Here is a 23,988-nt window from a genome sequence, read left to right as displayed (position 1 = left end):
TCAGGCTCGAGCTCGGCGACCATCCGAACCGCCCGCTCGCGCAGTTCCTTGGGATACGACGGGGAGCGACGTGTCATGACTCCATCTCCTCAGAAGATCAAGTCTCCGGAAACGCCGGGGCGGTTCACAGCTAGATCTGGGGATCGCGACCGCCCACACCGCCCAAGTCCTCGACCCGAACACCCGGGTGCTGGCTAAACGGCGGGTTCATCCACGGGCCGAGAGCTTCGCCGGGCTGGAGACCGCCGCGCTGGCCGACGCCGCGCCGGGCACCCGGCTGGAGGTGGTGATCGAGCCGACCGGGCCGGCGTGGCTGCCGGTGGCGGTGTGGTTCACCGCCCGCGGACACACCGTCTACCGGGTCTCCTCGGCCAAGGCCGCGGACCTGCGCCGGTTCCTGTCCCGCCACGCCAAGTCCAACACCATCGACGCGCACACCCTGGCCCGGCTACCGCTGGTCGACCCCGGCGGGCTGGCACCGGTGGCCCTGCCCGCCACGCCCGCGTGGGCGGGGCTGGACCGGCACGTGCGCGCCGCGACGCGGCTGACCCGTGAGATCGGTGAACGCAAGACCCGGATCATCGAGCTGGCTCGCCAGGTGATGCCCGAGATCGGGGCGGTGCTGACGCAGAAGCTCGCTCGCGTGGATCTGGCCGTGCTCGAGCACTACGGCGACCCCCGCACGCTGGTCGCCGCCGGCGAGCAGCTCGACACCGTGATCGCCGAGGCCTCGGCCGGGCGGGGCGATCCCGGGGACAAGGCCGACGCGTTCCGGGCGGTAGCCGGTTCGGCGTGCGAGCTCTATGGCGACAACGCCGCGATCGCCTTCGACGTGCTCGCCGACGAGATCGCTACCGAGATCCGGCTGCTGCGCGCCACCGAGACCGAGCGTGACCGCCACGCCGCCGCCCGCGAGCAGGACTACCGCCACGTCGACCCCGACCAGCTCGCCCGCAGCCTGCCCGGCCTCGGCGCCATCGGCGCACCGATGCTGGTCTCGGTGCTCGGCGACCCCGACCGCTTCGCCCGCGGCAGCCAGGTCAAGTCGTTCACCGGCCTGACCCCACGCGCGTCCGAGACCGGCGACACCGACCGCAAAGGCCAACCGATGTCCAAGGCCGGCAACCAGGCCCTGCGCACCCAACTGACCCGCTCGGCCGACACCGCCCGTCGCCACGACCCGCAACTGGCCGCGGTCTACTACGAGCAGATGGTGCACAAGGGCGCGGTGCACACCAAGGCGGTCTGCGTCGTCGCCGCCAAACTCGCCGAACGCGGATGGCGGGTCCTACAACGCGGGCGGGCCTACCAGCTCTGCGACGTCGATGGCACCGAGGTCACCGCTGAGCAGGCCAAACAGATCATCGCCGAGCGCTACACCGTTCCCGACGACATCCGCGCCCAACGCCGATCGAAGAAGAGCAGCGGGAAGGCTCCTCAGACCGAATCAACGCGCCCGAAGCGCTCCACGAGGCGACCTTCCCATTACCCAGGTTCACCTTCAGCAGCCATGGACGTCAAGCCCGGCCGAACCCGCCGCTTGACAGCACCAACTGCTTAGGGAATCAGGACAGCACCCGGAGCTGGAAGGGGTAGTCGTAGGTCTGGTTGTTCGACGCCCGTACCGCTCCCTTGACGTGGCACCACGCGGAGACCACGAACAGGACGAGCATGAGCGGAACAGCGACGATGACCCCGATCACAGTGATGATCAGCAACCAGCTGAGCAGGAAGAGCACCCAGAACAACAGGTTGAAGTTGAACGCCCCGGCGGCGGCCCTGCGCGCGAACGGGTCGTCCTTCTTGACCAGCCAGACCAGCAGTGGCCCGAGCAGGCTCAGCAGTCCGGCACTCAGCACCGCGGCGATCGGCGCCGAGAGATGGGCGAGGATGGCTGCGATCCGGCTGCTCTCGGGCGGCCTGGGCGCGGAATGGCTGGGGTACGGCTGCGACATCGAAAACCCTTCCTCTGGTCCGCGAGCCCGGTCGGCTGCGCGCCGGCACAGCTGAACGAGGGCCACCGGTATGCACCGACCACCCTGCCAGCCACCGGTCCGGAAGCGGGAACCAGCCGACACGGCGCCGATACCCGATCATTCGGACAAGCGCACCGATCCGGACTGGCTGGCGGCGTCCACGACAGCTGCTGCCCCCGCCGAGTCACCGACCTCGTCAAAGCCGGCCCGGTCCTCGTCCACGCCGACTGACGCCAAGGGGAAAGACCCAGGTGGCCCCGAAGTGGTATTGCGATCTTGAGCTGACGACCACGCCGGCGTGGTGACCTGATGTTGTGTGGGCCCCGTGGGAATCGAACCCACAACCCGCGGACTCTGGCGCTGTCGTTACGGCTAGACCCGGATATCCCTTGTGAACTGGGGTTTTCCACCCGCAGAGTGGTGGTCGTTCGGGGTCGATTTCGGCCGATGTCGCGTCGTTTCGTGTCCCAAAAGCGTCCCACGCGGGGCCTCTTCCCCCACTCGCCTGGCCTGCTGGTGATCTCCTCGCGGCGCGGGCCCGTCCCTGCCAGACCGGGGAGTGGGGTGCAAGGTACTCAGTCCCGCCTTGTGCCCCACTCCCCGGTCTGGCTGCCGTCTCGGCGCGCCGTGAGGAGATCACCAGCCTGTACTCCCCCGATCTCCGAAGCGGTGCCGGGTTCGGGCAGCGCCCGGCCGCCGGAGGCAGTGGATCTTGCGGGGAGCGGTCTAGCCGGGCCGGATCGGCGATGGAACAGGTAATGAACGACGGTCGTCTGCACGGTTGTGGCGGGGCCGCAAGGCTTGACCTGGTACCCCGGTACAGGGTGCATGCTCGACGCATGCGGACGAGTGAGGTGGCCGCGCAGGCTCGGGTGAACCCGCAGACACTGCGGTACTACGAGCGCCGGGGGTTGCTGCCGGAGCCGGAGCGGTCGGCTTCGGGCTATCGGGCGTACGGCCCGCAGGCGGTGCGGCTCGTGCGGTTCGTCAAGCGGGCTCAGGACCTCGGCTTCACGCTCGACGACGTCGAGTCGCTGCTGCATCTGGCCGATGGCGGTCCGGTGAGCTGCGACGGCACCCGCGAGCTGGCGACCGCGAAGATCGCGGACCTGGATGCCCGGATCGCGGACCTGCAGGCGATGCGGTCGGGGCTGGCCCGGCTCGTGCAGACCTGTGAACAGCCGCGGGATCGGCGGGAATGCCCGATCCTGGTCGAGATCAGCAGCGATGGGGAGGGCCAGTGAGTACCGATGGACCGCTGCGGATCGAGTCGCTGTGCGACCCGGAGCAGAGCGGGGTTGTCGCCCGGCAGGCGGGCCTGACGGCGACGGCCGGGCAGGTACACCGCGCGGTGCTGCGCGCGTTCATGGAGACCGGGCAGGCACCGCGCCGCGAAGACGTCACGCTGCCCGTGGGCGTTGACGTGGCCGAAGCGTTCCGGCAGCTGGACGAGGTGGACCTGGTGCACCTCGACGACGGACGAGTCACCGTGGCCTACCCGTTCTCCGGGTCGCCGACCGGACACGTGGTGCACCTGGACGGCGCGACGCCAGTGCATGCGATGTGCGCGATCGACGCGCTGGGCATCCCGCTGATGACCGGCCGGGATGGCGTCATCGAGTCGGCGGATCCGGCTGATGGGCGGCCGATCCGAGTCGAGCGCCGAGACGGGACGTGGCGCTGGTTGCCGGAGGAGACGGTGGTCCTGCTGGCGCAGAGCCGCGGATGCGGTCCGGCCGCGGACTGCCTGTGCCCGCTGCTCACGTTCCATGGCGACCGGCGTCGTGCTGAGGAGTATCGGCTGGGGCGCGTCGAGCTGACCGGGCTCGTGCTCGACCAGGCACGGGCCGTCCAGATCGCAGATTGGTCGTTCGGGACGCTGCTGGCCGCGACGCCTGGTCCGGACGCGCTATCCGCAGGGATGGAGATACGCACGTGATCGTGGAGATGCTGCACACCGACGGTTGCCCGCACGCCGAGGAGTATCTGCCGCGGCTGAGGCGGCTGGTAGCCGAGTCCGGCGTTACCGACCCGGTCCGGGTGCGGATGATCGCCGACGGCGAAGATGCGCACCGCGAGCAGTTTCTCGGCTCGCCCACGGTCCGTGTCGACGGCCGCGACGTAGAGCCGGGCGCGGAGGCTCGGCGGGACTACGGCCTGAGCTGCCGACTGTACGTCGGCCCGAGCGGGGTCAGCGGCATGCCGTCCGACGAGTGGGTGCTGGCGTTGCTCCGGGTAGACCCGGGTACACGATGACCACGATCGGCTACCCGGGACTGCGCCGCCTGCTTGACCAGGGGGCACAGCTGGTCGAGGTGCTCCCGGCCGAGGAGTACGCCGAGATGCACCTGCCCGGCGCGGTCAGCATCCCGCTGAAGTCGCTCGACGCCGCCACCACCGCGGACCTCAACCGCGCCCGCCCCGTCGTCGTCTACTGCTGGGACGGCCTTTGAGACATGAGTCCACGGGCCGCGTGCCGGCTCGAAGCGCTCGGATTCACCCAGGTCCACGACTACCTGCCGGGGAAGGTCGACTGGCTCGCCCGCAACCTGCCCGTTGAGGGCACCGGCGCCGACGCCCCGGTCATCGGCCAACACCTGCGCCACGACGTCGTCACCACCAGGCCCGACGAGCCGATCGCGGACCTGCGCGCCCGCGTCGCGGCGTCGCCCCACACCTTTGCGCTGGTCACTACGGCTGATCGCATCCTGCTCGGTCGACTCCGCAGCATTCATCTCGATCAGATGAACGCCGGCACAGCGGCCGAGGTGATGGAAGCTGGACCATCCACGCTGCGCCCGCATGAACCGCTGGAAGCGGTCCGCTCGCGGCTCGTCAATCGTGACCTGACCTACGCGATCGTGACCGACCCGGACGGCCGTTTCCTCGGTACCGTCCATCCGGACGACCTAACGTAGTCCACAGCCGAGCGTCCGGAGAGGCATCGATGACGGCGGCATCTCGACCAGAGGGCCCATCATCGACCGCATGCTGGTGCTGTGGAGGTGACTATGCGGACACCCAGCTGGTCCGCCTCGGCGAGCACCCAGAGGTCGGGAGCTGCCTGGACTGCGCGGTCTGGGTCAAGCGCCGGGCCGCAACCCGCCGCCACGAGCAGCACCCGTCAATCGCCGGCCGTCTGAGCAGCGGCCTCGACATCGTGCGGAACGCCGTGATTGCCCGCGGTTGGCACGAGCGCGGCACGCTTGGGATGGTCCTCCGCCGAGTCGACCGCTGGCTGCCATAGCTCGAGTCCGGGCGGAGTCACGGGTTCATCTTGTTCGATGTGCGGCCGACCCGGCTAGTGAATCTGATCGTCGTCCCGGTCGTGGGGCCGGGTAGCCGGCCCCGACGCCGCGAACGGGCCGGAGGTGTAGTGAGCGAAGCGGCGGGGCCGGCGTGGCCGGCCCCGCGCCGCCGGAGGCGGCGCCTTGATCCCAAAGAGGCAGATTCGGCAGCAGGCGCACGGGACAGCCACGGGACAGTTCGTCACGATCGCGAAGTGGGGACGTCGGCCGACAGCGAGTTCCAGCCGATCATCAAAGCCGAAGGGCAGATGCTCGGCATCGATGCCGGGTGCACCGCCGGGTCGTCCGACCGGTCGCCTCGGCGCCGGTTGCCAGCTGTCCAAGAACTCGGAGCCCCGCAGCCACGAGATGCCGGATCATGCCGTCGTGGACGAACTGAAATGGCAGTGGGCGCAGTACTGGCCCGACGCGGACATCGAACGGATGGCGCGCGATGTGGACGCGCGAGCGGCTGCAGCCGTCGAGGCGTGGACCTTGCGTCGAATCAGGCCCCTGGCCGGCGGCAACGTGGCGCTTGTCCTTGCCACCGACGACGTCGTACTGAAGGTCCATCCGCGCGGGCACGCCGACGATCAGCAGCTCGCCGCCGAAGGAACGGCGTTGATGGCCTGGGCGCACACTGGCGCGGCAGCGGAGTTGCGGGACCAACGCGACAATGGATTCACGCTCCTGCTGGAACGACTTGCTCCCGGCACCGCGCTCGACGCGACCGACGTGTCGTGGGAGGACCGACTCGACGTGCTCGGCACCCTCGTCGGACGACTGCACAGCGCCTCGGGCCCCGTGCCGGCGTCGATCCCCCACATCGGCGGTGACTACGCCCGAGCGTGGCGGCGGGTCCTCGGCGACGCGCCATTGCTTGATCCGGCTGACGACGATGTCCTGCTCCATGCCGACCTGCACGGCGCCAACGCGCTTCGCCACGGAGCCGGTTGGCGCGTCATCGACCCGCACGCCGTTCGCGGCGATCGGCACGCCGACGTGTGGGCCCTCATCGACCCCCTCGCCCCGGTAGCCCCCGACTCGCGAACGGCGTGGTCCTGGGTCGAGCGCTACGCCGCAGCAGCCAACCTCGATCCCGGACGCGCGGCGGCATGGGTACGCCAGCGAGCACGTGGCGAAGCTCTCAACGGCGCTGACGGCGACGCCGCATGGGCAGCCCGCCTCGGCCGCACAGCGGAACTGCTGCAGGCGTGACGCAAGGTAGAACGACTTGGGCAGCAGCCGTTGGCGGAAGTTCAATGGGGCACCGCCGACACGTGGTGGGGAGCGGCGGCTGCGCCAAGCTCCGCCCGCGCCGTCGGGCGCCTACCTCCCTCCCGCAAGTCGCACTTTTAGTTCTAGGTAGTACTCTTGGTGTGACAGTCAAGTGAGAATGGGAGGTGTCGCAATGTATGGACTGATCGTCCGATTCGACCTCGTCGACGAGAACGCGGCTCGGAAGTTTGACGCGCTGGTGGCGCGCACCGGCGACGGTATTCGCGAACGGGAGCCCGGTACGCTCCTGTACACCGTGAACGAGGTGGAGGGCGCACCGCTGTCTCGGGTGTTTTACGAGGTCTACGCCGATCGTGCCGCGTTCGAGACGCACGAGGAGACTCCCCACGTGAAGGCATTCCTCGCGGAGCGGGAGCAGTACATCGCGAACACGCGAGTGGAGTTCTTGCAGCCCACAAGCGGAAAGAATCTACCGCAGTGAGCAACGACGAGCAGAAGGACTTCGGTAGGCGAGTGGCGTTTCTACGGAAACGTCTTGGCTATTCGCAGTCGGAGTTGGCGCGCAAGATCAGCCGTTCCGAGACCTGGCTGAGCCAGGTGGAACGAGGAGTCCGCCGCCTGGATCGCATGTCGGTACTGGAGAAGCTCGCTGACGCGCTCGACGTGCCGGTGACCGAGTTGGCACCTGCTCAGTCGTTGATCGCTACGCGATCAGACAAGCCGGCGCCCGCGAGCACATTGGCGCTGACGCTGGCCTCGAATAGTGCGCTGCGGGCCGTGGTCGAGATGCCGGAGCCGGCGGATCTCACCGATGTGGAAGAGCGGACCGATCGGGCGTGGGAGCTCACGCACGCGTCCCGGTACGAGGAGACCGCGGAGCTGCTGGTCGAGCTGGTGGCCGACATCGAGCCCCTGGTCCGTCAGACCCCCGAGCCTGATCGCGTGCGAGCGCTGACCGCGAAGTCGCGGATCTACCTGGCCGCCGCTGGCGCTTTGTCCAAGCTCGGCGACAACGGGGCCGCCTGGGTGGCGATCGATCGCGCGTCAGCAGCGGCGGAGGAGCTGGACGAGCCTCTGATGATGGCCGAGGCGGCGTTCCGGCTAGCGATCGCGTTCCAGGCCGCCCGCCGCTACGACCTGGCGCTCCAGGTCGCCGGCACAGCGGCCGAGGCGATCGAGACACTGGCAGTCACCGACGATGCCGCGCCACCGGCGGTGGCGATCTTCGGTGCGCTACATCTCCAACTCGCTGTGGCCGCCGCGCGCAGTGGCGAGGCCGAGGATGCGTACCGGCACCTCAACACCGCGCGCAGTGCCGCCGAGCGCATCGGCGAGGGCCGCAACGACTACGACACTGAGTTCGGCCCCGCGAACGTCAACCTCCACGAGGTCGCCGTGGCCGTGGCACTGGGCGACGCCGGACGCGCACTGCGGGTCGCCGAGCACGCCGACCAGTCCACCCTGTCCGCCGAGCGGCGTGCCCGGCTGCTCATCGACGTCGCGGCCGCAAACCAGCAGCTCCGCCGGACCACCGAGGTCGTCGCCACACTCACCACAGCCGCCGAGATCGCACCCGAACAGATCGCCAACCACAACCGAGCCCGAGAGCTGATCAGCGACCTGCTGCACGAACGCGCCTACGACGACGACGTCCGCGCCCTGGCCGAACTCACTCGAGGCGGCTGAAGCCACCTGCACCCTCAGTAGATACCCACACTTTTAGTGTTGACCCACACTATTAGTGTGGGTATCTTCGTGTCCACGGACGGACACATCCAGTCCGTGACAACACAGCGGAGGTGCAGTCATGGCGATCAAGAACAAGTTCCCCGTCGCGATGGGCGACGTGTTCCCGCACGGCGCGTTCGTCGTGTCGGAGGTCGAGCCGGTGCGGGACTTCGACAAGTCCGCTCCGGGACGGCCGGTGCAACAGAACGACAAGGAGTCCGGGCTTCCGGTGTGGTCGGTGTCGGTGCTCGACGCCGATCCGGAGGCACGGCGCGCGGACAAGACGGTGACGGTGAAGATCGCCGCCACTCACCAGCCGGTCCCGCCGGAGGCTGCGGCCGGGTTGCCGTTTCGCCCGGTGGAGTTCGACGGGCTGACCGTGACCCCGTACGTGCAGGAGAGCGGCAGCCGCCCCCGGGTCGCGTACAGCTTCCGCGCCACGGCGATGCGCGCCCCGGGCAACCAGCGGCCGGCGTCGAACCAGAAGAACCAGGAGGCGGCCTGACCAGCACGTTTTCCGGCCGCCACGTGTAGGTGGAGGGAAGCCCGCGGCAACGGGCTTCCCTCCGGATCTCCCTCACCCCTCGCCATAGCCAGGCCATGAGTTCGGAAGGACACCGACCCTAGATGAACACGCCCTCTGCACCACCCACCCCCGCAGGCACCGGGATGGTCGTCCCGGTCAGTCACCTCGTCGAGGCCGGCCTGCGCCGGGTCACCGACGCCATCGCAGACACCGCGCCCGCCCCGGCCGGGGACCTGCACGCCCATGCCGCCCGGGCCCGCCGACTGGCCGGGCTGCACGCCCGCCGGGCCCGCTGGTTCGCCGTCCTCGAACGCGACACCGTCCGCCAGCACCACATTCCGCTGGTCTACGTCCAGGCCGTCATCGCGGCCGTGTGCTCGGCCGAGCGGGAGTCCCGGTTCTGGGCCGACACCGCCGCCGACTGGCAGGCGCTGATCGAGCGGCGGCCCACCTCGGACGTGGCCGGGGCCATGTCGAACTGGCACGAACTGGACCTCACCGAACCTCCGGCACCGGGCCTCGCCACCGGGAGTATCCGGTGAACGCGCGGGCGGCCCGGCTGCCGCTGCTGCGCCTCGTCCCCACCACTACGGCCGCCGGTCACCGGTGGCGCGACAACGCCGCATGTCTTGGGCTGGACACCGAGCTGTTCTTCCCGGTCGACAACCGCGCCAGCTCGGTGGAGATCCCGCGTCGGGTGTGCCGGGGTTGCCCGGTCCGGGCCGAGTGCCTGGCCGACGTCCTCGCAGTCGAGGAACCGTCCCGCCGGTTCGGTGTCGTCGGCGGCACCACCCCCGGCGAGCGCCGGGTCCTGCACCGCGCATGCCTCACGATCACTGCCCCGCTGGTCGGGGGTGACGTCGCATGACCGCCAAGCCCGAGCGGCCAGCCCGTTGCGAGGTCTGCCGGGCCCCGCTGCATGAGCGGCCGGACCCGCGGCGGCGCCGCTGCGCTGATCACCTCGACCAGCTCGCCCTGGTCCCCCTCACCACCGTCCGCACCTCACGTCGGAAGGGAAGCCGTCGATGACCACCGGAACCCTCGTCCTCCTCGCTGGCGGCGCCGCGGTCGCGCTCTACGTGCTGCACCAGGTCGGCAACTACCTCGCCCGCGTCCTGGAAGCTCTCGCCACCGTCGCGGTGGTGTTCGTCGCCGTCTGGTTCCTGATCAAGGGCGCCTACATCGCCGCCGGCTGGATGATCCGACACTGGCGAACGACGCTCGCCGCAGCCGGGGTGTCGGCCTGGTGCTGGTTCTGGGGCTGGCCCTCCCTGCTCGTCACGGTCGCGGTCATGGCCGCAGTGCTAAGGGTGTGGCGGCTGCTGTCGCTGCCCTCCTTCGACATCCACGCTGGCCGGCACCTGCGGTCGTGGTGGCAGCGCTGGACCGTCTACGCCTTGCGGATGCCGCGCTGGCTGCGCTCGTGTCAGCTCACCGTCCCCGACCGCGCCGGGGCCACGGTCATCCAGGTCAACCCGCTACGCCGCACCGCCACCGCACCACGGGCCCGACCGCGCCGAGATCAACTCCCGCGCATCCTCGGGGTCCGCTCCGGCCCGTCCTGGGACGAGGTCCGAGTCCGGCTCGTGCCGGGACAGACTCCGGAGGACTTCGACGCCGCCGCCCGCACCCTGGCCGTTGCCCGCGGGGTGAACCGCTGCCAGGTCCGCGAACTGGCACCCAACGAAGTGTCGATCGACTTCCAGCGCCGCAACCTGCTTTCCGGTGTGGTTGCGGCTCCGGACCTGGCTGCAATGGCCGGCACCAAAGGCGACGCAATCGATCTCGACCGGGTCGCGTCCGGGGCCACTGAGTACGGCACCGAGTGGCGCCAGTCCCTCCGAGGCAGCCACACCCTCGTCGGCGGCGCGACCGGGGCCGGGAAGGGCTCGCTGATGTGGGCGCCGCTTCTGGCGATCGCACCGGCGATTCGGGACGGCCTCGTGCGCGTGAACGGGATCGACCCGAAGGGCATGGAACTGGCCTACGGGCGACGGCTGTTCCACCGCTACGCCGTCACCTCCAAAGACGCCCTCGAACTCCTGGATGAGCTCGTGGACGGGATGGAGGCCCGCAAGCGCGAACACGCCGGGCACACACGCCTCGTCCCCATCACCCGCGAGACTCCGTTGGAGATCGTCGAGTTCGACGAGATCGGCGCCCTGATCCGCTACGTCGGCGACCGCAAGACCCGCGAGGCCATCACCGAACGCATCGCGCTGCTGACCACGCAAGGCCGCGCGCTGGGCTACGCGGTCCGCGGCTACGTGCAGGAACCGACCAAGGACACCGTCCCGGTCCGGGAGTTGTTCCCGCGCCGGATCTGCCTGCGGGTCGCCTCCAAGAGCCACGTCGGCATGGTCCTGGGTGATCAGGCCTACGAGCGGGGTGCGTGGGCGAACCGGATCGGCGAGACAGAGGCCGGCGTCGGCTACCTGTTCGGCGAGGGCATCCGCGAACCCCTCCGCATCCGCGCCGCCTGGGTCCCCGACGAGGCCATCAAAGCCCTGGAGCAGTTCGTCACCACCACACCCGACCCGGCCCGACCATCGGCGCCGGTGCTGGCGTTCCGACCCGACACCGACCAGCACACCGCCAGAGGTGCCGCATGACCGGCCCCACGAACGGCCCGGAGACCACGCCGGAGCCGATTGACCAAGACCAGCTCACCCGCGCCCAGAAAGCCATGCTGGCGCTGTCCAATGAGGTCGCCACGCAGCTCGCCGAGGATCACGGCGTCTGCGTCCGCCCGCTGGCGATGCGCCGGGTCGACCAGAGCAGCGGCCGGGTCGACGTCGTCCCCGTGCCCTGCGGCTCCACCCGGGACGACCAGTGCCGCCCATGCGCGGACAAAGCCCGACGGCTGCGGATGGTGCAGTGCCGGGAGGGCTGGCACCTCGCCGACGAACCCGTCGCCAAGCCTGCCGACCCGACCGGCGCCCAGAAGGACCTCATGGCAACCCGGGCGGACCTGCACGCCGCCTACACCGATGCCCGCACCGCCGGCGATGAGGAAGCCTGCGACGAGATCCGGGAGACCGTCACAGAGATCGACCAGGAGCTACGTGCGCTCGGTGTCCGGGGTCGACTCGCGCCGCTGGACCCCGGGCCGCAGACTGTCCGACGGTCCACCCGACGTCGGCAGGACGCGCCGAACCTCCCGCGTCGGCCGGTGGAGGACCGCACCATCGGTCGCGTGTTCGGCGGCAAGTACCGACCCTCGACGTTCCTGACGCTCACCCTCGACACCTACGGACGGGTCGACAAGCACGGCGCCGCCCTCGACCCGGACAGCTACGACTACCGCCGCGCAGCCCGGGACGCGATCCACTTCCCGAAGCTGCTCGACCGGTTCTGGCAAAACGCCCGACGTTGCGTCGGCTGGGACGTCCAGTACTTCGGCACGGTCGAACCGCAGAAGCGCGGGGCACCGCACTTCCACGCCGCCATCCGCGGCACCATCCCGCGCACCGAGCTCCGAGCGATCACCGCCGCGACGTATCACCAGGTGTGGTGGCCACCCCACGACGAGATCGTCTACAGCGGCGACAAACTGCCGCGCTGGGACAACCACCACAAGGCCTTTGTCGACCCCGATACCCGCACACCGCTACCGACCTGGGACGAAGCCACCGACCCCGACACCCTCACCACGCCCGCGCACACGGTGGTGTTCGGGCCACAGGTACACGTCAAGGGCATCCTCGGCGGCACCGAGGAAGCCGGACGCCATATCGGCTACTTGACGAAATACCTCACCAAGTCCGTCGGTCAAGCCGCCGGCCTCGACGAGACCGCCACCACCCGGCAACGCGAGCACGCACGACGCCTCGCCGCTGAACTGGCCGTCACGCCGTGCTCGCCGCGCTGCCCAATCTGGCTGCTCTACGGCATCGAACCCAAGAGCGCCCGCCCCGGCGGCGTGCCCGGGCACTGCAAGGGCAAAGCCCACAAGCCCGAACACCTCGGCATCGCCGGACGCCGCGTCCTCGTCTCCCGAAAGTGGTCCAACAAGAGCCTGTCCGACCACCGGGCCGAGCGGACCGCGTTCGTTCGGCAACTGCTCAACCGCGCCGGGGTCAAACCCGCCTACGCCGTCGACGACGGCCCGTTCACCTGGGAAACCACCGGCCCCGGAGACACCGACGTCCCACCCCGCACCGTGCTACTCCTGCACGCGATCAACCAACGCTCACGATGGCGCGCCGACTACGACGCCGCCGTCCTGGCCACCAACGACGCACCACCCGATGACCGTTCGGCAACCGATGATCACGCGGCCTGACAGGAGACCCGACATGGACGAGATCCAGCTCATCGCGCCGCTGTGGACGGTGCAGGACGTCGCCGAGTATCTGCGGGTGCCCGTGCAAACGCTCTACTCGTGGCGTCAGACCGGCTACGGGCCGCCGTGCCGCCGGGTAGGCAAGCACCTGCGCTACCGCCCCACGGACGTCGCGAAGTGGCTCGACGCCCTGGACGACGGGGTGGCCTGATGGCGCGCCCACCGCTGCCGTTGGGCAGCTACGGGAAGATCACCGCCTGGCAGGACGACACCGGCTGGATAGCCCGCACCAAGTACCGCGACTTCGACGGCGTGGTCCGCTTCGTGAAGCGTCGAGGCAGTACGAAGGCCGGTGCCATCCGCTCGCTCCGTGAGGCGCTCGCAGAGCGCCAAGCCCCGGTCAAGGACACCGAGGTCACCCCGCAGTCCCGGTTCTCCGCCGTCGCCGCGTTGTGGCTCGCAGAGGTCGAACAGGCCGTCGACGCCGGCCGCCGTAGCCCCGGCACCCTCGACTCCTACGCGTCGATCTACCGACGCCACGTCGCCCCGGCTGTCGGCGAGCTGCGTATTCGGGAGATCACGACCCCGATCGTCGACCGCGCGCTCGGCACGGTCAAGCAGCGCTCGGTCGCCGGCGCCCGCACGGCGAAGATCGTGATCTCCGGGGTGATGCGCTTCGCCGCCCGGCACGGCGCGATCACCCACAACCCGGTGCGCGAGGTCGCGCGGATCGACTCCGAGCCGGCCAGTCCACCACGCTCGCTGACGGCCGAGGAACGCCAACTGTGGCTGGATGCCATCGAGTCGAGCCAGAAGGCCCGTGACTGGGATCTACCTGATCTCACGCGGATGATGCTCGCGACCGGATGCCGGATCGGAGAGTGCCTGGCGATCGGCTGGTCCGAGGTCGACCTCGACACCGCCGTCGTCGACGTACGCTGGCGGCTCATCCGCCGAATCGGGGTCGGCCTGCTGCGGCTGCCCTCCACGAAGTCCGGGCGGAAGGGCGAGCGCGCGGTCCCGTTGCCGTCCTGGGCTATCACGATGTTGAAGCGCCGGCGTCTGGCCATCGGCCCGGGCGTGGAGGCGGTCTTCCCGGACTCCTTGGGTGGCTGGCGGGACCCGTCGAACGTCCGCCGCATCTGGCGCCAGGTCCGCGATGGCGCCGAACTCGACGGCCTCGTCAGCCACACGCTCCGCAAGACCGTCGCGAGCTACCTCGACGACTCGAACGTCACGGCGCGGAAGATCAGTGACCAGCTCGGTCACGCAAAGATCAGCATGACGCAGGACCGCTACCTCGGGCGCCGGCTCACCGACCGGCAGACGGCCGAGGTGTTGGAGGGGTTGTTCGACCAGCCCGACGAAAAGTGACCCAAAAGTGTCCCTGGATCTTGGTCCACCACGATCCACAAGGCTATGACCTGGTGATTACGTGGGCCCCGTGGGAATCGAACCCACAACCCGCGGATTAAAAGTCCGCTGCTCTGCCGATTGAGCTAGAGGCCCCTGACCTACCCTGACGTCGTCACGGGCGGCCCACCACCGGTCAACACAGATCCCCCCGGACGGTCGTGGCGAACCGCGCCCAGCCTACAGCCCGCGACCGGAGATCTCGTCACCGCGACACCGCCGCGCGACGGAGCCGGAATCAGCCGGAACGGCCCTCGATGGCGGCGGTGACCTCGGCGCGCCACGCCTCCCGCTCTCCGGGATGGTTCAGCCCCATGTCGGCGATGCAGTCCGCGCACCGTCCGACGATCGTCAGCAGTGCCCCCGAGGAACACCGGACGCACGGCACGGGCTCGGCGATCACGTCGTCGGCTACCTCGGCCACCACGCCGACCACGGTAGCGGACACCCGAAACAGTGAATGCACACCGCGCCCGCGCGCCGCGAAGCATCCGAATAGTCCTGTTCGTCGAGACTCGGCCCATGAACATCCGCATCTCCGCGCGGATGGGGCTGCTCGGCGCCGCCGCGCTCGTCCTGTCCGCCTGCGGCGGGTCCCCGGCCCAGGAGGCCGGAGGAACCTCGTCGCAGCAGGACACCGTCCAGGTCTCGGCCACCTACGCAGAGGGCGGCGAGGGCCCCGCCTTCACCTACGACCCGGAGCTCGTCCCGGCGGGCGCGACGGTCGAGGTCTCCAGCACCGCCGCCGACGGCTCCACCACCACGACGCTGCGGGTCGGCGGCCTGGTCCCGAACCGGGCCTACGGCGCGCACGCCCACACCAAGCCCTGCGCCCCGACCGGCGGCGACGCCGCCGGGCCGCACTTCCAGTACTCCCAGGACCCGGTCACGCCGAGCGTCGACCCGGCCTTCGCCAACCCGCAGAACGAGATCTGGCTCGACCTCACGACCGACGCTGCCGGCGCCGCGGAGGTCACCAGCACCGTCCCGTGGACCTACCCCGACGACCGCCGGGCGGCCTCGGTCGTGCTGCACGAGAAGCCCACCGCCACCCACGCCGGGCACGCGGGCACCGCCGGTGGCCGACCGGCGTGCGTCACCGTCGACTTCTGACGACCACGCGGGCGGCGGGCGGGGCGCGCCGCTGCCGCGGTCACTGGGACAATGACCCGGTGACCGTGCAGTCCATCATCCCTGCCGGGGGCGCGACGGTCCGCGACGAGCGGACGGACACCCCCGCCCGCCGCACCCGCGTCCTGCCACCGCTACGCATCGGCCGTTACGAGGTGGACACCCCGGTGGTGCTCGCGCCGATGGCCGGCATCACCAACCCCGGCTTCCGCCGACTCTGCCGCGAGCAGGGCGCCGGCTACTACGTCTGCGAGATGATCACGGCCCGCGGGCTGGTCGAGAAGAACCCGCTGACGTTCCGGATGATCGCCTTCGACGACGACGAGCGCCCGCGGTCGATGCAGCTCTACGGTGTCGACCCGGCGTCCATGCGGACCGCCGCGCAGATGATCGTCGAACGTGACCTGGCCGACCACATCGACATGAACTTCGGCTGCCCGGTTCCCAAGGTCACCCGCCGCGGCGGCGGGGCCGCGCTGCCGTTCAAGCGGAAGCTGTTCGAGCGGATCGTGCGCGGGACCGTCGAAGGCGCCGGGGACCGGCCGGTCACCGTCAAGATGCGGATCGGCATCGACGACGACCACCACACCTACCTCGAGGCCGCCCGGATCGCCGTCGACTCCGGCGCCGTCGCCGTCGCGCTGCACGCCAGGACCGCCGCGCAGCGCTACTCCGGTGCCGCGGACTGGGACGCGGTCGCCCGGCTGCGCGAGGCCGTCCCGGCGCACGTCCCGGTGCTGGGCAACGGCGACATCTTCTGCGCCCAGGACGCGCTGGACATGGTCGCGCGGACCGGGTGCGACGGCGTCGTGGTCGGCCGGGGCTGCCTGGGCCGGCCGTGGCTGTTCGGCGACCTGGAGGCCGCATTCACCGGTCGCGAGCTGCCGACCCCGCCGAACCTCGGGCAGGTGGCCGCGACGCTGCGCCGGCACGCGGTGCTGCTCTGCGAGCACATGGGCGACCACAAGGGCATCCGCGACGTCCGCAAGCACATCGCCTGGTACCTCAAGGGGTTCCCGGTCGGCCCGGAGCTGCGGCGCAGCCTCGGCATGGTCACCTCGATCGATCACCTCGACGAGCTGCTGGCCCAGCTGGACCCGCACGAGCCGTTCCCGGCCGAGGCCGACGGTCCGCGCGGGCGGCAGGGCTCGCCCGGACGCGTCGTGCTCCCCGAGCACTGGCTGGACGACCCGGACGACCCGTCGGTCCCGTTCGGGGCGGACGTCGAGCACTCCGGGGGCTGACCGTCCAGGCCCGGGCACCCGGCCAGGTGCATTCGGGCACCGGAACGGGTGCCGGAAGCCACAGGCGTCTCAAGCCGCGGGCGGGATCCACCGATGACTTCCGAAACGAGCGGCGAGACGGGAGGTGGACGGTGACCGACACGGCCTGGACGATGCGCAGCCCGGCGCGCCCGGGGCGGCGGACCGCGCCGGCACCCGAGCCTGCCGCCCCGGAACCCGCCACTCCGGAACCCGCCGGCACGGGCCCCGGCACACCGGACATGGCGCCGACCTCACCGGCCGCGCGGGCGGCCCTGCACACCGCGGCCGCCGAGCGGCTGGCCGAACACCACCGCTACGAGCAGGCCTACCTGCACCTGCGGGAGGCCGTCCGGCTGCTGCACGGCGGTCCGGGCGGGACCGGGCCGGCCGTGCCACCGCCGTTCGAGGACGAGCTGGACCGGCTCCGCCGCGAGCACGCCGAGGCGCGCGAACAGAGCCGGCGGGACAGCCTCACCGCGACCTACAACCGCCGCTACCTCGACGAGCGGCTGGCCGACCTGCTCGCCGCCGACGGCCAGCGGGTCTGCCTCGGCCTCGCCGACATCGACCACTTCAAGCAGGTCAACGACACCCACGGGCACCCGTTCGGCGACCGTGTACTGCAGCGGATGGTGCACGAGCTCGGCCGGGCGCTGCCCCGCGGCGCGTTCTGCGCCCGCTACGGCGGCGAGGAGTTCGCCCTGGTCCTGCCCGGTCTGTCCCCGGACGACGGCGTGGCGGCCTGTGAGGTGGTGCGGGAGCGGGTCGCCGCGCACGACTGGTCCACGCTGCACCCCGAGCTGCGGATGACGATCAGCATCGGGATCGCCCACACCGGGCCGGCCGCCGGCGCCGTCGAGGCCCTGGTCGCCGAGTCCGACCTGCTGCTCTACACCGCCAAACAGGCCGGTCGGAACGCCGTCGCCTACCGTTCCGGCGAGGGTCGCGTCGTGCTGGCCGGCGCGGCAGCCGGACGACGGTCGATCCCCCAGCCGGACGCCGCCGGGTACCGCCCCGACACGCCGCCACCGGGGCACACTCCGTAGAATTCGGGCGGAACGGGCCGCTCGCGGTCCCGTCCCGGGCATGCGTGCTCCCCCCCGGACGCGCGCAGGTCACCGTGCGCCCACGGCGGGCGTGCGACGAGGAGGCCAGGTGCAGGACGGCGACGACGACAACGCGCGCCGGTCACGCCGTACCCGCCGCACGGACGGCCGGCCCGACTCGCACCGAGATTCCGGGGAGACGCCCGCCGGTCCGGACACGCCGGACGCACCCGACGCCCCGTCCCCGCCCCCGACCGACCGGCGCTCCCGTCGCGACGCCGCCGCGGGGCCCGCCCCGCTGCCTCCGGGCACCCGCCGGGTCCGGGGCGGCCCGGTGCCGCGGCACCCCGGCGGCCCACCGCCCACCGGACCGGGATCGACGCCCGGGGCGCCGGGCACCCCGGCCGCCGTGCCTCCACCCACCGGGCCCCCGGACGCCGGCACGTCCGGCCGGCACCCGCGACCGGCCGGCCCTCCCGCGACGCCGCCGGATCCGCAGTCCCGGAGTCACGGCCCGCGCCCGCCGGGCCCGCCCGGACCCGCCGCCGGCCGTCCCGGCACCACCGCGCCGGATCGGGCCCCGTCGACCGGGGCCGCCCCGGCAGGCCACCGCTCGGACGCCCGCGACCGACCGCCGGCCCCACCACCGCCGGCCCCACCACAGTCGGTCCCGCCACAGTCGGCCCCGCCACCGCCGGCGAACCCGCCCGCGTCCGGACCGCCGGCCGCCGGCCCGCCACCGGACCCAGCGGTGACCGGGACGCCTGCGACCGGCGCCGCAGCGTCCGGGCCAACCCCGCGCGCCGCGCGCCACGCCACCGACGCGCGCCGGACCGAGGTCTTCGGAGCGATCGTCCCGCGCCGGCTCCGTCGCCGGTACGCCGACGACGACCACGACGAGCAGCCCGGACCGTCCGGCACCGGCGAGCCCTCGCACGCGAGCCAGCACCCGGCCGACCCGCCCCCCGCCGCCGACGCCGGGACGGACGGGCCCACCGGCTCCGACGGGACGGACGACGGCAGCACCGGCGCGTCCGGGCACGCCCCGCCCGACGGGCGCCCGCGGTGGCTCCGGAGCGGTGCCGTGGTGCTGGCCGTGCTCGTGCTGCTCACCACCGCCTGGGGCTTCGTCGGTCGCAGCCAGGTCCACGACGGCGTCCGCACCGTGCAGGCGCTGGACACCGCCTCGGACGCGGTCATGGACGCCGAGAGCCAGGCCGTCGACCGCAACGTGCTGGTCGTCGGGCTGCAGGCGGACCGCGGCCCCGGCGTCCCCGAGGCCGCCCGCACCGACACCGCAGTGCTCGTGCACCAGCCCGCCGGCGACGCCCCGGCCGTCACCCTGGCCCTGCCGCCGACGCTGGAGGTCAGCCGCCCGCCTTGCCGCCGCTGGGACCCGGCGACCGGCTCCTACGGCAAGACCGTGCCCGCCGAGTCGCGCACCGCGTTCGCCGCCGCCTACGACGTAGGCGGCCCGGCCTGCACCGTCGGCGTCGTCCAGCAGCTCACCGGGATCCGGGTCACCGGTTTCGTCGCGCACGACCTCGCCGGCACCGCGGGCCTGGTCGACGCGGTCGGCGGGGTCGAGGTGTGCACCGAACGACCGGTCGTCGACCCGGTTCTGGGCCCGGTCGTCCCCGCCGCGGGCCGCACCACCCTCGACGGCGACACCGCGCGGCGGTTCGCCGCGGCGTCGGCCACCGCCGACAGCTCCCCGGCCGCCCGGGTGCAGCGCCAGCAGCGGGTGCTGGCCGCCGCGCTCGGCGATGCGCTGTCGACGCCGTCGCTGCTGACCCCGAGCCGTCCCGGCCGTGCCGCCGACGGGCTGTCCGGCAGCGTCGTCGCGGACGGGGTCTCGGCCGGACAGATCCTCACCCTGGCCCGCGGCCTGAGCCGAGCCGGGACCGCCGGCGACGGCAGCACGCCGACGTTCCTGCAGGTCCCGGTCACGGACGCACCGAACACCCGCGGGCACCTGGAGATGGAGCGCAGCGACGCCCGGGACATCTTCTCCGCGCTGCGCGAGCACGAGCCGCTCCCGGCCGAGGCCACCGCACCGGCCGCCCGGTCCGCGACCACCGCACCCCCGGATGCCACCGTCGACCTGGTCGACGCCGCCGGCCGGCCGGGTCTGGTCGACGAGATCGCGGCGTCGCTGCGGGAGCGCGGCTACACGATCGGGACGGTGACGTCCGGGCCGCCCACCACCGACACCGAGGTGCGCTACTCCCCCGACCGCACCGACGCCGCCGGGGCGCTGACCGAGGCGCTGCCCGCCGCCCGCCCGGCGCCGGCCCCGTCGAGCAGCGGGGAACTCGAGGTCGTCGTCGGCTCGGAGCTGCGGGCCCCAGCGCCGGCGGCCGCCGCGGACGCCGGAACCGACATCGACTGCAGCTGACCCACTTCTCGCCCGCACCGCCGGCACGTCGTGGCGTCGCCCACCGTTCACGGCGGGTTCACCTACGGCGGCTGCCCCGCGGGCCGGTCCGTCCTATGGTCGAGGGTATGCGGGACGCGTACCAGGATCAGCTCGACGACCTGGCCTCCGGCCTGGCCGGAATGTGCGACGACGTCGCCCTCGCCATGGAGCGCGCCACCCGCTCCCTGCTCGAGGCCGACCTCCAGCTCGCCGAGCAGGTCATCTCCGAGGACATCAAGATCGACGACGTGCGCGCCGCCGCCGAGCACCGGGCGTTCGGCCTGCTCGCGTTGCAGGCTCCGGTGGCCACCGACCTGCGGATCGTGGTCGCCGCGATCCACGGCGCCGGGGACATCGAGCGGATGGGCGACCTGGCACTGCACGTCGCCCAGGCGGCCCGCCGCCGGCACCCGCAGACCGTGGTCCCCGACGAGATCAAGCCCTACTTCGAGGAGATGGGCCAGGTCGGGGTCAAGCTCGCCGAGAAGGCCGGCCGGGTGATCCGCACCCGGGACCTGGAGACCGCCGCCGAGCTCGAGGCCGACGACGACGCGATGGACGACCTGCACGAGCACATGTTCACCGTGCTCATGGACCGGAACTGGACGCACGGGGTGTCCGCGGCCGTCGACGTCGCGCTGCTGGCCCGCTTCTACGAGCGTTACGCCGATCACGCCGTGGCCGTCGCCCGCCGGATCGTCTACGTCGTGACCGGCCAGATGCCGGGACCGCTCGCCGTCTGAACGACGCAGCCCGCCGCATCCGCGCGGTCCTGTCGACCACCGGCACGGGGACCGCGTTTGGCGTCGTCACCCGTCGGGCACTCCGGAAGCATGACTCAGGCGGGCTGTGTCGTCACCGAGGTGGTCGGCAGGTCGGACGACAGCGTCGAGGACGCGATCCAGGACGGCGTGCGCCGGATCGGGCAGGTCCTGGAGTGGTTCGAGCTGATCGGGGTCCGGTCCACGGTCCTCGCGTCCGCCCAGCGCTTCCAGGTCGACCTGCGGGTCGGCGTCCGGCAGGCAGCCTGATCGGATCGGCCCCCGTTCACCGAGCATTCACCGGTACCGGGCCGTGCCGCCCGGTGTCGCGCACCTAAGGTCGTCGGTATGCGCAGGGAGACGCTCGACGACAACCTGACGCAGCTGCAGGCGATGCTCGACGAGATGGGCCCGCTGGTCGCGGCCGCGTTCCGCAACGCCTCCACCGCGCTACTCTCCGACCGGCACCGGCTCGCCGAACAGGTCGTCGCCCGGGACCCCATCATCGACGGCCACCGGGCCGCGATCGAGCTGCTCGCGGTCGAGACGATGAACCTGCACCAGCCGGTGGTGGGTCCGCTGCGCTCGGTCGTCACCGCGCTGCGCTGCGCGCAGCAGCTGGAGCGGATGGGCGACCTCGCCGCGCACATCGCCGAGGCGGTCGCGCGGTCGACCGACGGGTCGCCGCTGCCCGAGTACGCCCGCCCGCTGTTCGCCGAGTACGGCCGGCGGGTGGCCGCGATGGGCGACAAGGCGGTGACCGTGCTGCGCACCCGCAACGTGCTCCTGGCCTGCGAGCTGGAGACCGACGACGACGCCGTCGACGCCGTGCACCGGTCGGTGTTCGAGCTGATGTTCTCACCCGATTGGCAGGCCGGGGTGCAGGCCGCCGTCGAGACCGCCCTTCTGGCCCGGTTCCACGAGCGCTACGCCGACCACACCGTGCACCTGGCGAAGCACATCGTCTACGCCGTCACCGGCAGCACGCCGGAGGAGATCTCCCGCTAGCCGAACCGACCGGACACGTAGTCCTCGGTCGCCTTCTGCCGCGGCTGGGAGAAGATCGTCTTGGTCTCGTCGAGTTCCACCAGCTTGCCCGGCTTGCCGGTGCCCTCGATGTTGAAGAAACCGGTGAAGTCGCTGACCCGCGCCGCCTGCTGCATGTTGTGGGTCACGATGACGATCGTGTAGTCGTTCTTCAGCTCGTTGATCAGGTCCTCGATCGCCAGGGTGGAGATCGGGTCCAGCGCCGAGCACGGCTCGTCCATCAGCAGCACGTCCGGCCGCACCGCGATCGCCCGGGCGATGCACAGTCGCTGCTGCTGGCCACCGGACAGGCTCGACCCCGGCTTGTCCAGCCGGTCCTTCACCTCGGCCCACAGGTTCGCGCCGCGCAGCGAGCGCTCGACGGTGTCGTCGAACTCGGCCTTCGACGCCTTCCGGTTGTTCAGCTTCATCCCGGCGATCACGTTGTCGTAGACCGACATCGTGGGGAACGGGTTCGGCCGCTGGAAGACCATGCCGATCTGCCGGCGAACGCCGACCGGGTCGACGTTCGAGCCGTAGAGGTTCTGGCCGTCCAGCTCGAGCCGGCCCTCCACCCGCGCACCCGGGATGTTCTCGTGCATCCGGTTGATCGACCGCAGGAAGGTCGACTTGCCGCAGCCGGACGGGCCGATCAGGGCGGTGACCGTCTTCGGCTTGATCAGCATGTCGACGCCCTCGACGGCGAGGAACGACCCGTAGTAGATGTTCAGGTCCTTGGCTTCGACGCTCTTGCCCATGGCAGGGGTCCTTATCGGGTCTTCGGGGCGAAAATGCGGGAGATCAGGCGGGCCACGATGTTCAGGATCATCACGATCAGCATCAGCACCAGCGCCGCGGCCCAGGCTCGGTCGATGAACGGGTCACGCGGCACGCCGGGTGTCGCGTAGGAGTAGTAGGCGAACACCGGCAGGGTCGCCATCCGGTCGTCGAACGGGTTCAGGTTGACCCCGGTCGCCAGCCCGACGGTGACCAGCAGCGGGGCGGTCTCCCCGATCACCCGGGCGATCGCCAGCGTGATACCGGTGGCGATGCCGCCGGCCGTCGTCGGCACGACGACCTTGAGGATCGTCCGCCACTTCGGCACGCCTAGCGCGAACGAGGCCTCGCGCAACTCGTTCGGGACGATCTTGAGCATCTCCTCGGTGGAGCGCACCACGATCGGGATCATCAGCACGGTCAGCGCCACGGCACCGACGAAGCCGAACCGCACACCGGGGCCGAGCAGCAACGTGAACAGCGCGTAGGCGAACAGGCCGGCGACGATCGACGGGATACCGGTCATGACGTCGACGAAGAACGTGATCGCCCGGGCGAGCTTGGAACCCGAGCCGTACTCGACCAGGTAGATCGCGGTCAGCACGCCCACCGGGATCGACATGAGTGCGGCCAGCCCGGTGATGATCAGGGTGCCCTGGATCGCGTGCAGCGCACCGCCGCCCTCGCCGACGACGCCACGCATCGAGTAGGTGAAGAACTGGAGGTCCATCCGCGCCCAGCCCTGGCTGATCACGGTGTAGAGCACCGAGATCAGCGGGACCATGGCGAGCAAGAACGCGCCGGTGACGACGACCGTGACCAGCCGGTCGGCCGCCTTGCGGGCGCCCTCGACGGCCCGCGAGAGGCCGTAGGTGCCCACCGCGTACACGACGACGGTGAGGAAGACCCAGAGGCCGACGCTGAAGCCCACCGCCGCGACGACGCCGGCCATCACGACGGCGGCGGCCCCGAGCAGGCCCAGTGGCGCCCAGCGGGGCAGGCTGCCCTTGAGCTGGGGCACGACGGTCGTGCTGGCGGGTGTCTCGAGCCCGGTTCCGGTCACGGACACCTCGGTCCCGGTGCGGTTGGGGTCGGTTCCGGTGGACATC

At 71.4% G+C, this 23,988-nt stretch carries 27 protein-coding genes and 1 tRNA gene; 23 read left to right on the top strand and 5 right to left on the bottom strand.

The window, feature by feature from the left end; translation table 11 throughout:
* Nucleotides 1–136 precede the first annotated feature (136 nt).
* Entirely contained in the window at nucleotides 137–1,561 is a 1,425-nt protein-coding gene (locus ACLFMI_RS05555) for a transposase (RefSeq protein WP_410946635.1), read from the top strand.
* A gap of 4 nt (nucleotides 1,562–1,565) precedes the next feature.
* Here ACLFMI_RS05555 and ACLFMI_RS05550 read toward each other — a convergent pair whose 3' ends face one another.
* Complete coding sequence (locus tag ACLFMI_RS05550; protein ID WP_410946617.1) at nucleotides 1,566–1,955, bottom strand: DUF4870 domain-containing protein; 390 nt, start codon at nucleotides 1,953–1,955, stop codon at nucleotides 1,566–1,568.
* An 860-nt stretch (nucleotides 1,956–2,815) separates the two neighbouring features.
* Between ACLFMI_RS05550 and ACLFMI_RS05545 the strand changes: the two genes are divergently transcribed.
* The 15 genes from ACLFMI_RS05545 (at nucleotide 2,816) to ACLFMI_RS05475 (ending at nucleotide 14,415) form a co-directional block, all read left to right on the top strand.
* A complete protein-coding gene (locus tag ACLFMI_RS05545) occupies nucleotides 2,816–3,220 on the top strand; it encodes a MerR family transcriptional regulator (protein WP_405419921.1) in 405 nt (134 codons plus the stop codon).
* 107 nt (nucleotides 3,221–3,327) lie between these two features.
* On the top strand, nucleotides 3,328–3,915 hold the full coding sequence (locus ACLFMI_RS05540; protein WP_405419924.1) for an alkylmercury lyase family protein: 588 nt from the start codon (nucleotides 3,328–3,330) through the stop codon (nucleotides 3,913–3,915).
* Nucleotides 3,912–4,232, top strand: coding sequence for a DF family (seleno)protein (locus tag ACLFMI_RS05535; RefSeq protein WP_405419926.1), 321 nt, complete (start codon nucleotides 3,912–3,914; stop codon nucleotides 4,230–4,232). The genes ACLFMI_RS05540 and ACLFMI_RS05535 overlap by 4 nt, the downstream gene beginning before the upstream one ends.
* Nucleotides 4,229–4,429 (top strand): rhodanese-like domain-containing protein, encoded by a 201-nt coding sequence (locus ACLFMI_RS05530; RefSeq protein ID WP_405419928.1) that lies wholly within the window; start codon nucleotides 4,229–4,231, stop codon nucleotides 4,427–4,429. Before ACLFMI_RS05535 ends, ACLFMI_RS05530 begins: the two co-directional genes overlap by 4 nt.
* Before the next feature lie 3 nt (nucleotides 4,430–4,432).
* Nucleotides 4,433–4,894, top strand: a complete 462-nt coding sequence (locus ACLFMI_RS05525) for a CBS domain-containing protein (protein WP_405419930.1) — start codon at nucleotides 4,433–4,435, stop codon at nucleotides 4,892–4,894.
* 756 nt (nucleotides 4,895–5,650) lie between these two features.
* Complete coding sequence (locus tag ACLFMI_RS05520; RefSeq protein ID WP_405419933.1) at nucleotides 5,651–6,481, top strand: aminoglycoside phosphotransferase family protein; 831 nt, start codon at nucleotides 5,651–5,653, stop codon at nucleotides 6,479–6,481.
* A gap of 193 nt (nucleotides 6,482–6,674) precedes the next feature.
* On the top strand, nucleotides 6,675–6,983 hold the full coding sequence (locus ACLFMI_RS05515) for a putative quinol monooxygenase (protein ID WP_405419936.1): 309 nt from the start codon (nucleotides 6,675–6,677) through the stop codon (nucleotides 6,981–6,983).
* Nucleotides 6,980–8,188, top strand: coding sequence for a helix-turn-helix domain-containing protein (locus tag ACLFMI_RS05510; RefSeq protein ID WP_405419939.1), 1,209 nt, complete (start codon nucleotides 6,980–6,982; stop codon nucleotides 8,186–8,188). Before ACLFMI_RS05515 ends, ACLFMI_RS05510 begins: the two co-directional genes overlap by 4 nt.
* Nucleotides 8,189–8,309: 121 nt before the next feature.
* Complete coding sequence (locus ACLFMI_RS05505) at nucleotides 8,310–8,735, top strand: plasmid replication, integration and excision activator (protein ID WP_405419942.1); 426 nt, start codon at nucleotides 8,310–8,312, stop codon at nucleotides 8,733–8,735.
* Nucleotides 8,736–8,857: 122 nt separating this feature from the next.
* Nucleotides 8,858–9,298 (top strand): hypothetical protein, encoded by a 441-nt coding sequence (locus tag ACLFMI_RS05500; RefSeq protein ID WP_405419945.1) that lies wholly within the window; start codon nucleotides 8,858–8,860, stop codon nucleotides 9,296–9,298.
* A complete protein-coding gene (locus ACLFMI_RS05495) occupies nucleotides 9,295–9,624 on the top strand; it encodes a WhiB family transcriptional regulator (RefSeq protein ID WP_405419948.1) in 330 nt (109 codons plus the stop codon). Before ACLFMI_RS05500 ends, ACLFMI_RS05495 begins: the two co-directional genes overlap by 4 nt.
* A gap of 157 nt (nucleotides 9,625–9,781) precedes the next feature.
* Entirely contained in the window at nucleotides 9,782–11,368 is a 1,587-nt protein-coding gene (locus ACLFMI_RS05490) for an FtsK/SpoIIIE domain-containing protein (protein ID WP_405419951.1), read from the top strand.
* The gene (locus tag ACLFMI_RS05485; RefSeq protein WP_405419954.1) at nucleotides 11,365–13,041 is read left to right on the top strand and encodes a replication initiator; all 1,677 of its coding nucleotides are present in this window, start codon (nucleotides 11,365–11,367) and stop codon (nucleotides 13,039–13,041) included. Before ACLFMI_RS05490 ends, ACLFMI_RS05485 begins: the two co-directional genes overlap by 4 nt.
* Nucleotides 13,042–13,054: 13 nt before the next feature.
* Nucleotides 13,055–13,252: a helix-turn-helix domain-containing protein gene (locus tag ACLFMI_RS05480; RefSeq protein WP_405419956.1), complete on the top strand. Its 198-nt coding sequence runs from the start codon at nucleotides 13,055–13,057 to the stop codon at nucleotides 13,250–13,252.
* Nucleotides 13,252–14,415 (top strand): tyrosine-type recombinase/integrase, encoded by a 1,164-nt coding sequence (locus tag ACLFMI_RS05475; RefSeq protein WP_405419959.1) that lies wholly within the window; start codon nucleotides 13,252–13,254, stop codon nucleotides 14,413–14,415. Before ACLFMI_RS05480 ends, ACLFMI_RS05475 begins: the two co-directional genes overlap by 1 nt.
* Before the next feature lie 62 nt (nucleotides 14,416–14,477).
* On the opposite strand, the gene ACLFMI_RS05470 is transcribed toward ACLFMI_RS05475, so the two are convergent.
* Both ACLFMI_RS05470 and ACLFMI_RS05465 read right to left on the bottom strand, forming a co-directional pair.
* Nucleotides 14,478–14,550, bottom strand: a tRNA-Lys gene (locus tag ACLFMI_RS05470).
* 142 nt (nucleotides 14,551–14,692) lie between these two features.
* Nucleotides 14,693–14,881, bottom strand: a complete 189-nt coding sequence (locus ACLFMI_RS05465; RefSeq protein WP_410946616.1) for a hypothetical protein — start codon at nucleotides 14,879–14,881, stop codon at nucleotides 14,693–14,695.
* 95 nt (nucleotides 14,882–14,976) lie between these two features.
* Here ACLFMI_RS05465 and ACLFMI_RS05460 point away from each other — a divergent pair, with 95 nt between their 5' ends.
* The 7 genes from ACLFMI_RS05460 to ACLFMI_RS05430 all read left to right on the top strand — a co-directional run bounded on the left by ACLFMI_RS05460 (nucleotide 14,977) and on the right by ACLFMI_RS05430 (nucleotide 22,084).
* Entirely contained in the window at nucleotides 14,977–15,567 is a 591-nt protein-coding gene (locus tag ACLFMI_RS05460; protein WP_410946615.1) for a superoxide dismutase family protein, read from the top strand.
* Nucleotides 15,568–15,767: 200 nt separating this feature from the next.
* Nucleotides 15,768–16,829, top strand: coding sequence for a tRNA dihydrouridine synthase DusB (dusB, locus tag ACLFMI_RS05455; protein ID WP_410946634.1), 1,062 nt, complete (start codon nucleotides 15,768–15,770; stop codon nucleotides 16,827–16,829).
* A 131-nt stretch (nucleotides 16,830–16,960) separates the two neighbouring features.
* Nucleotides 16,961–17,896 carry a GGDEF domain-containing protein gene (locus ACLFMI_RS05450; RefSeq protein WP_410946614.1) on the top strand — a complete coding sequence of 312 codons (936 nt, stop codon included), beginning with the start codon at nucleotides 16,961–16,963 and terminating at the stop codon, nucleotides 17,894–17,896.
* Between the two features lie 751 nt (nucleotides 17,897–18,647).
* The gene (locus ACLFMI_RS05445; RefSeq protein ID WP_410946613.1) at nucleotides 18,648–20,294 is read left to right on the top strand and encodes an LCP family protein; all 1,647 of its coding nucleotides are present in this window, start codon (nucleotides 18,648–18,650) and stop codon (nucleotides 20,292–20,294) included.
* A 107-nt stretch (nucleotides 20,295–20,401) separates the two neighbouring features.
* Nucleotides 20,402–21,058, top strand: a complete 657-nt coding sequence (gene phoU, locus ACLFMI_RS05440) for a phosphate signaling complex protein PhoU (protein WP_410946612.1) — start codon at nucleotides 20,402–20,404, stop codon at nucleotides 21,056–21,058.
* A 90-nt stretch (nucleotides 21,059–21,148) separates the two neighbouring features.
* The gene (locus tag ACLFMI_RS05435; protein WP_410946611.1) at nucleotides 21,149–21,346 is read left to right on the top strand and encodes a dodecin domain-containing protein; all 198 of its coding nucleotides are present in this window, start codon (nucleotides 21,149–21,151) and stop codon (nucleotides 21,344–21,346) included.
* 78 nt (nucleotides 21,347–21,424) lie between these two features.
* Nucleotides 21,425–22,084, top strand: coding sequence for a phosphate signaling complex PhoU family protein (locus ACLFMI_RS05430; protein ID WP_410946610.1), 660 nt, complete (start codon nucleotides 21,425–21,427; stop codon nucleotides 22,082–22,084).
* On the opposite strand, the gene pstB is transcribed toward ACLFMI_RS05430, so the two are convergent.
* On the bottom strand, nucleotides 22,081–22,860 hold the full coding sequence (gene pstB, locus ACLFMI_RS05425) for a phosphate ABC transporter ATP-binding protein PstB (protein ID WP_410946609.1): 780 nt from the start codon (nucleotides 22,858–22,860) through the stop codon (nucleotides 22,081–22,083). The two genes, ACLFMI_RS05430 and pstB, sit on opposite strands and share 4 nt — an antisense overlap.
* A gap of 11 nt (nucleotides 22,861–22,871) precedes the next feature.
* Complete coding sequence (gene pstA, locus ACLFMI_RS05420) at nucleotides 22,872–23,987, bottom strand: phosphate ABC transporter permease PstA (RefSeq protein WP_410946608.1); 1,116 nt, start codon at nucleotides 23,985–23,987, stop codon at nucleotides 22,872–22,874.
* Nucleotide 23,988: the final 1 nt, after the last annotated feature.

The organism is Pseudonocardia nantongensis, from assembly GCF_046546495.1.
Classification (GTDB): Bacteria; Actinomycetota; Actinomycetes; order Mycobacteriales; family Pseudonocardiaceae; genus Pseudonocardia; species Pseudonocardia nantongensis.
This window is presented reverse-complemented; position numbering and strand designations above follow the sequence as displayed.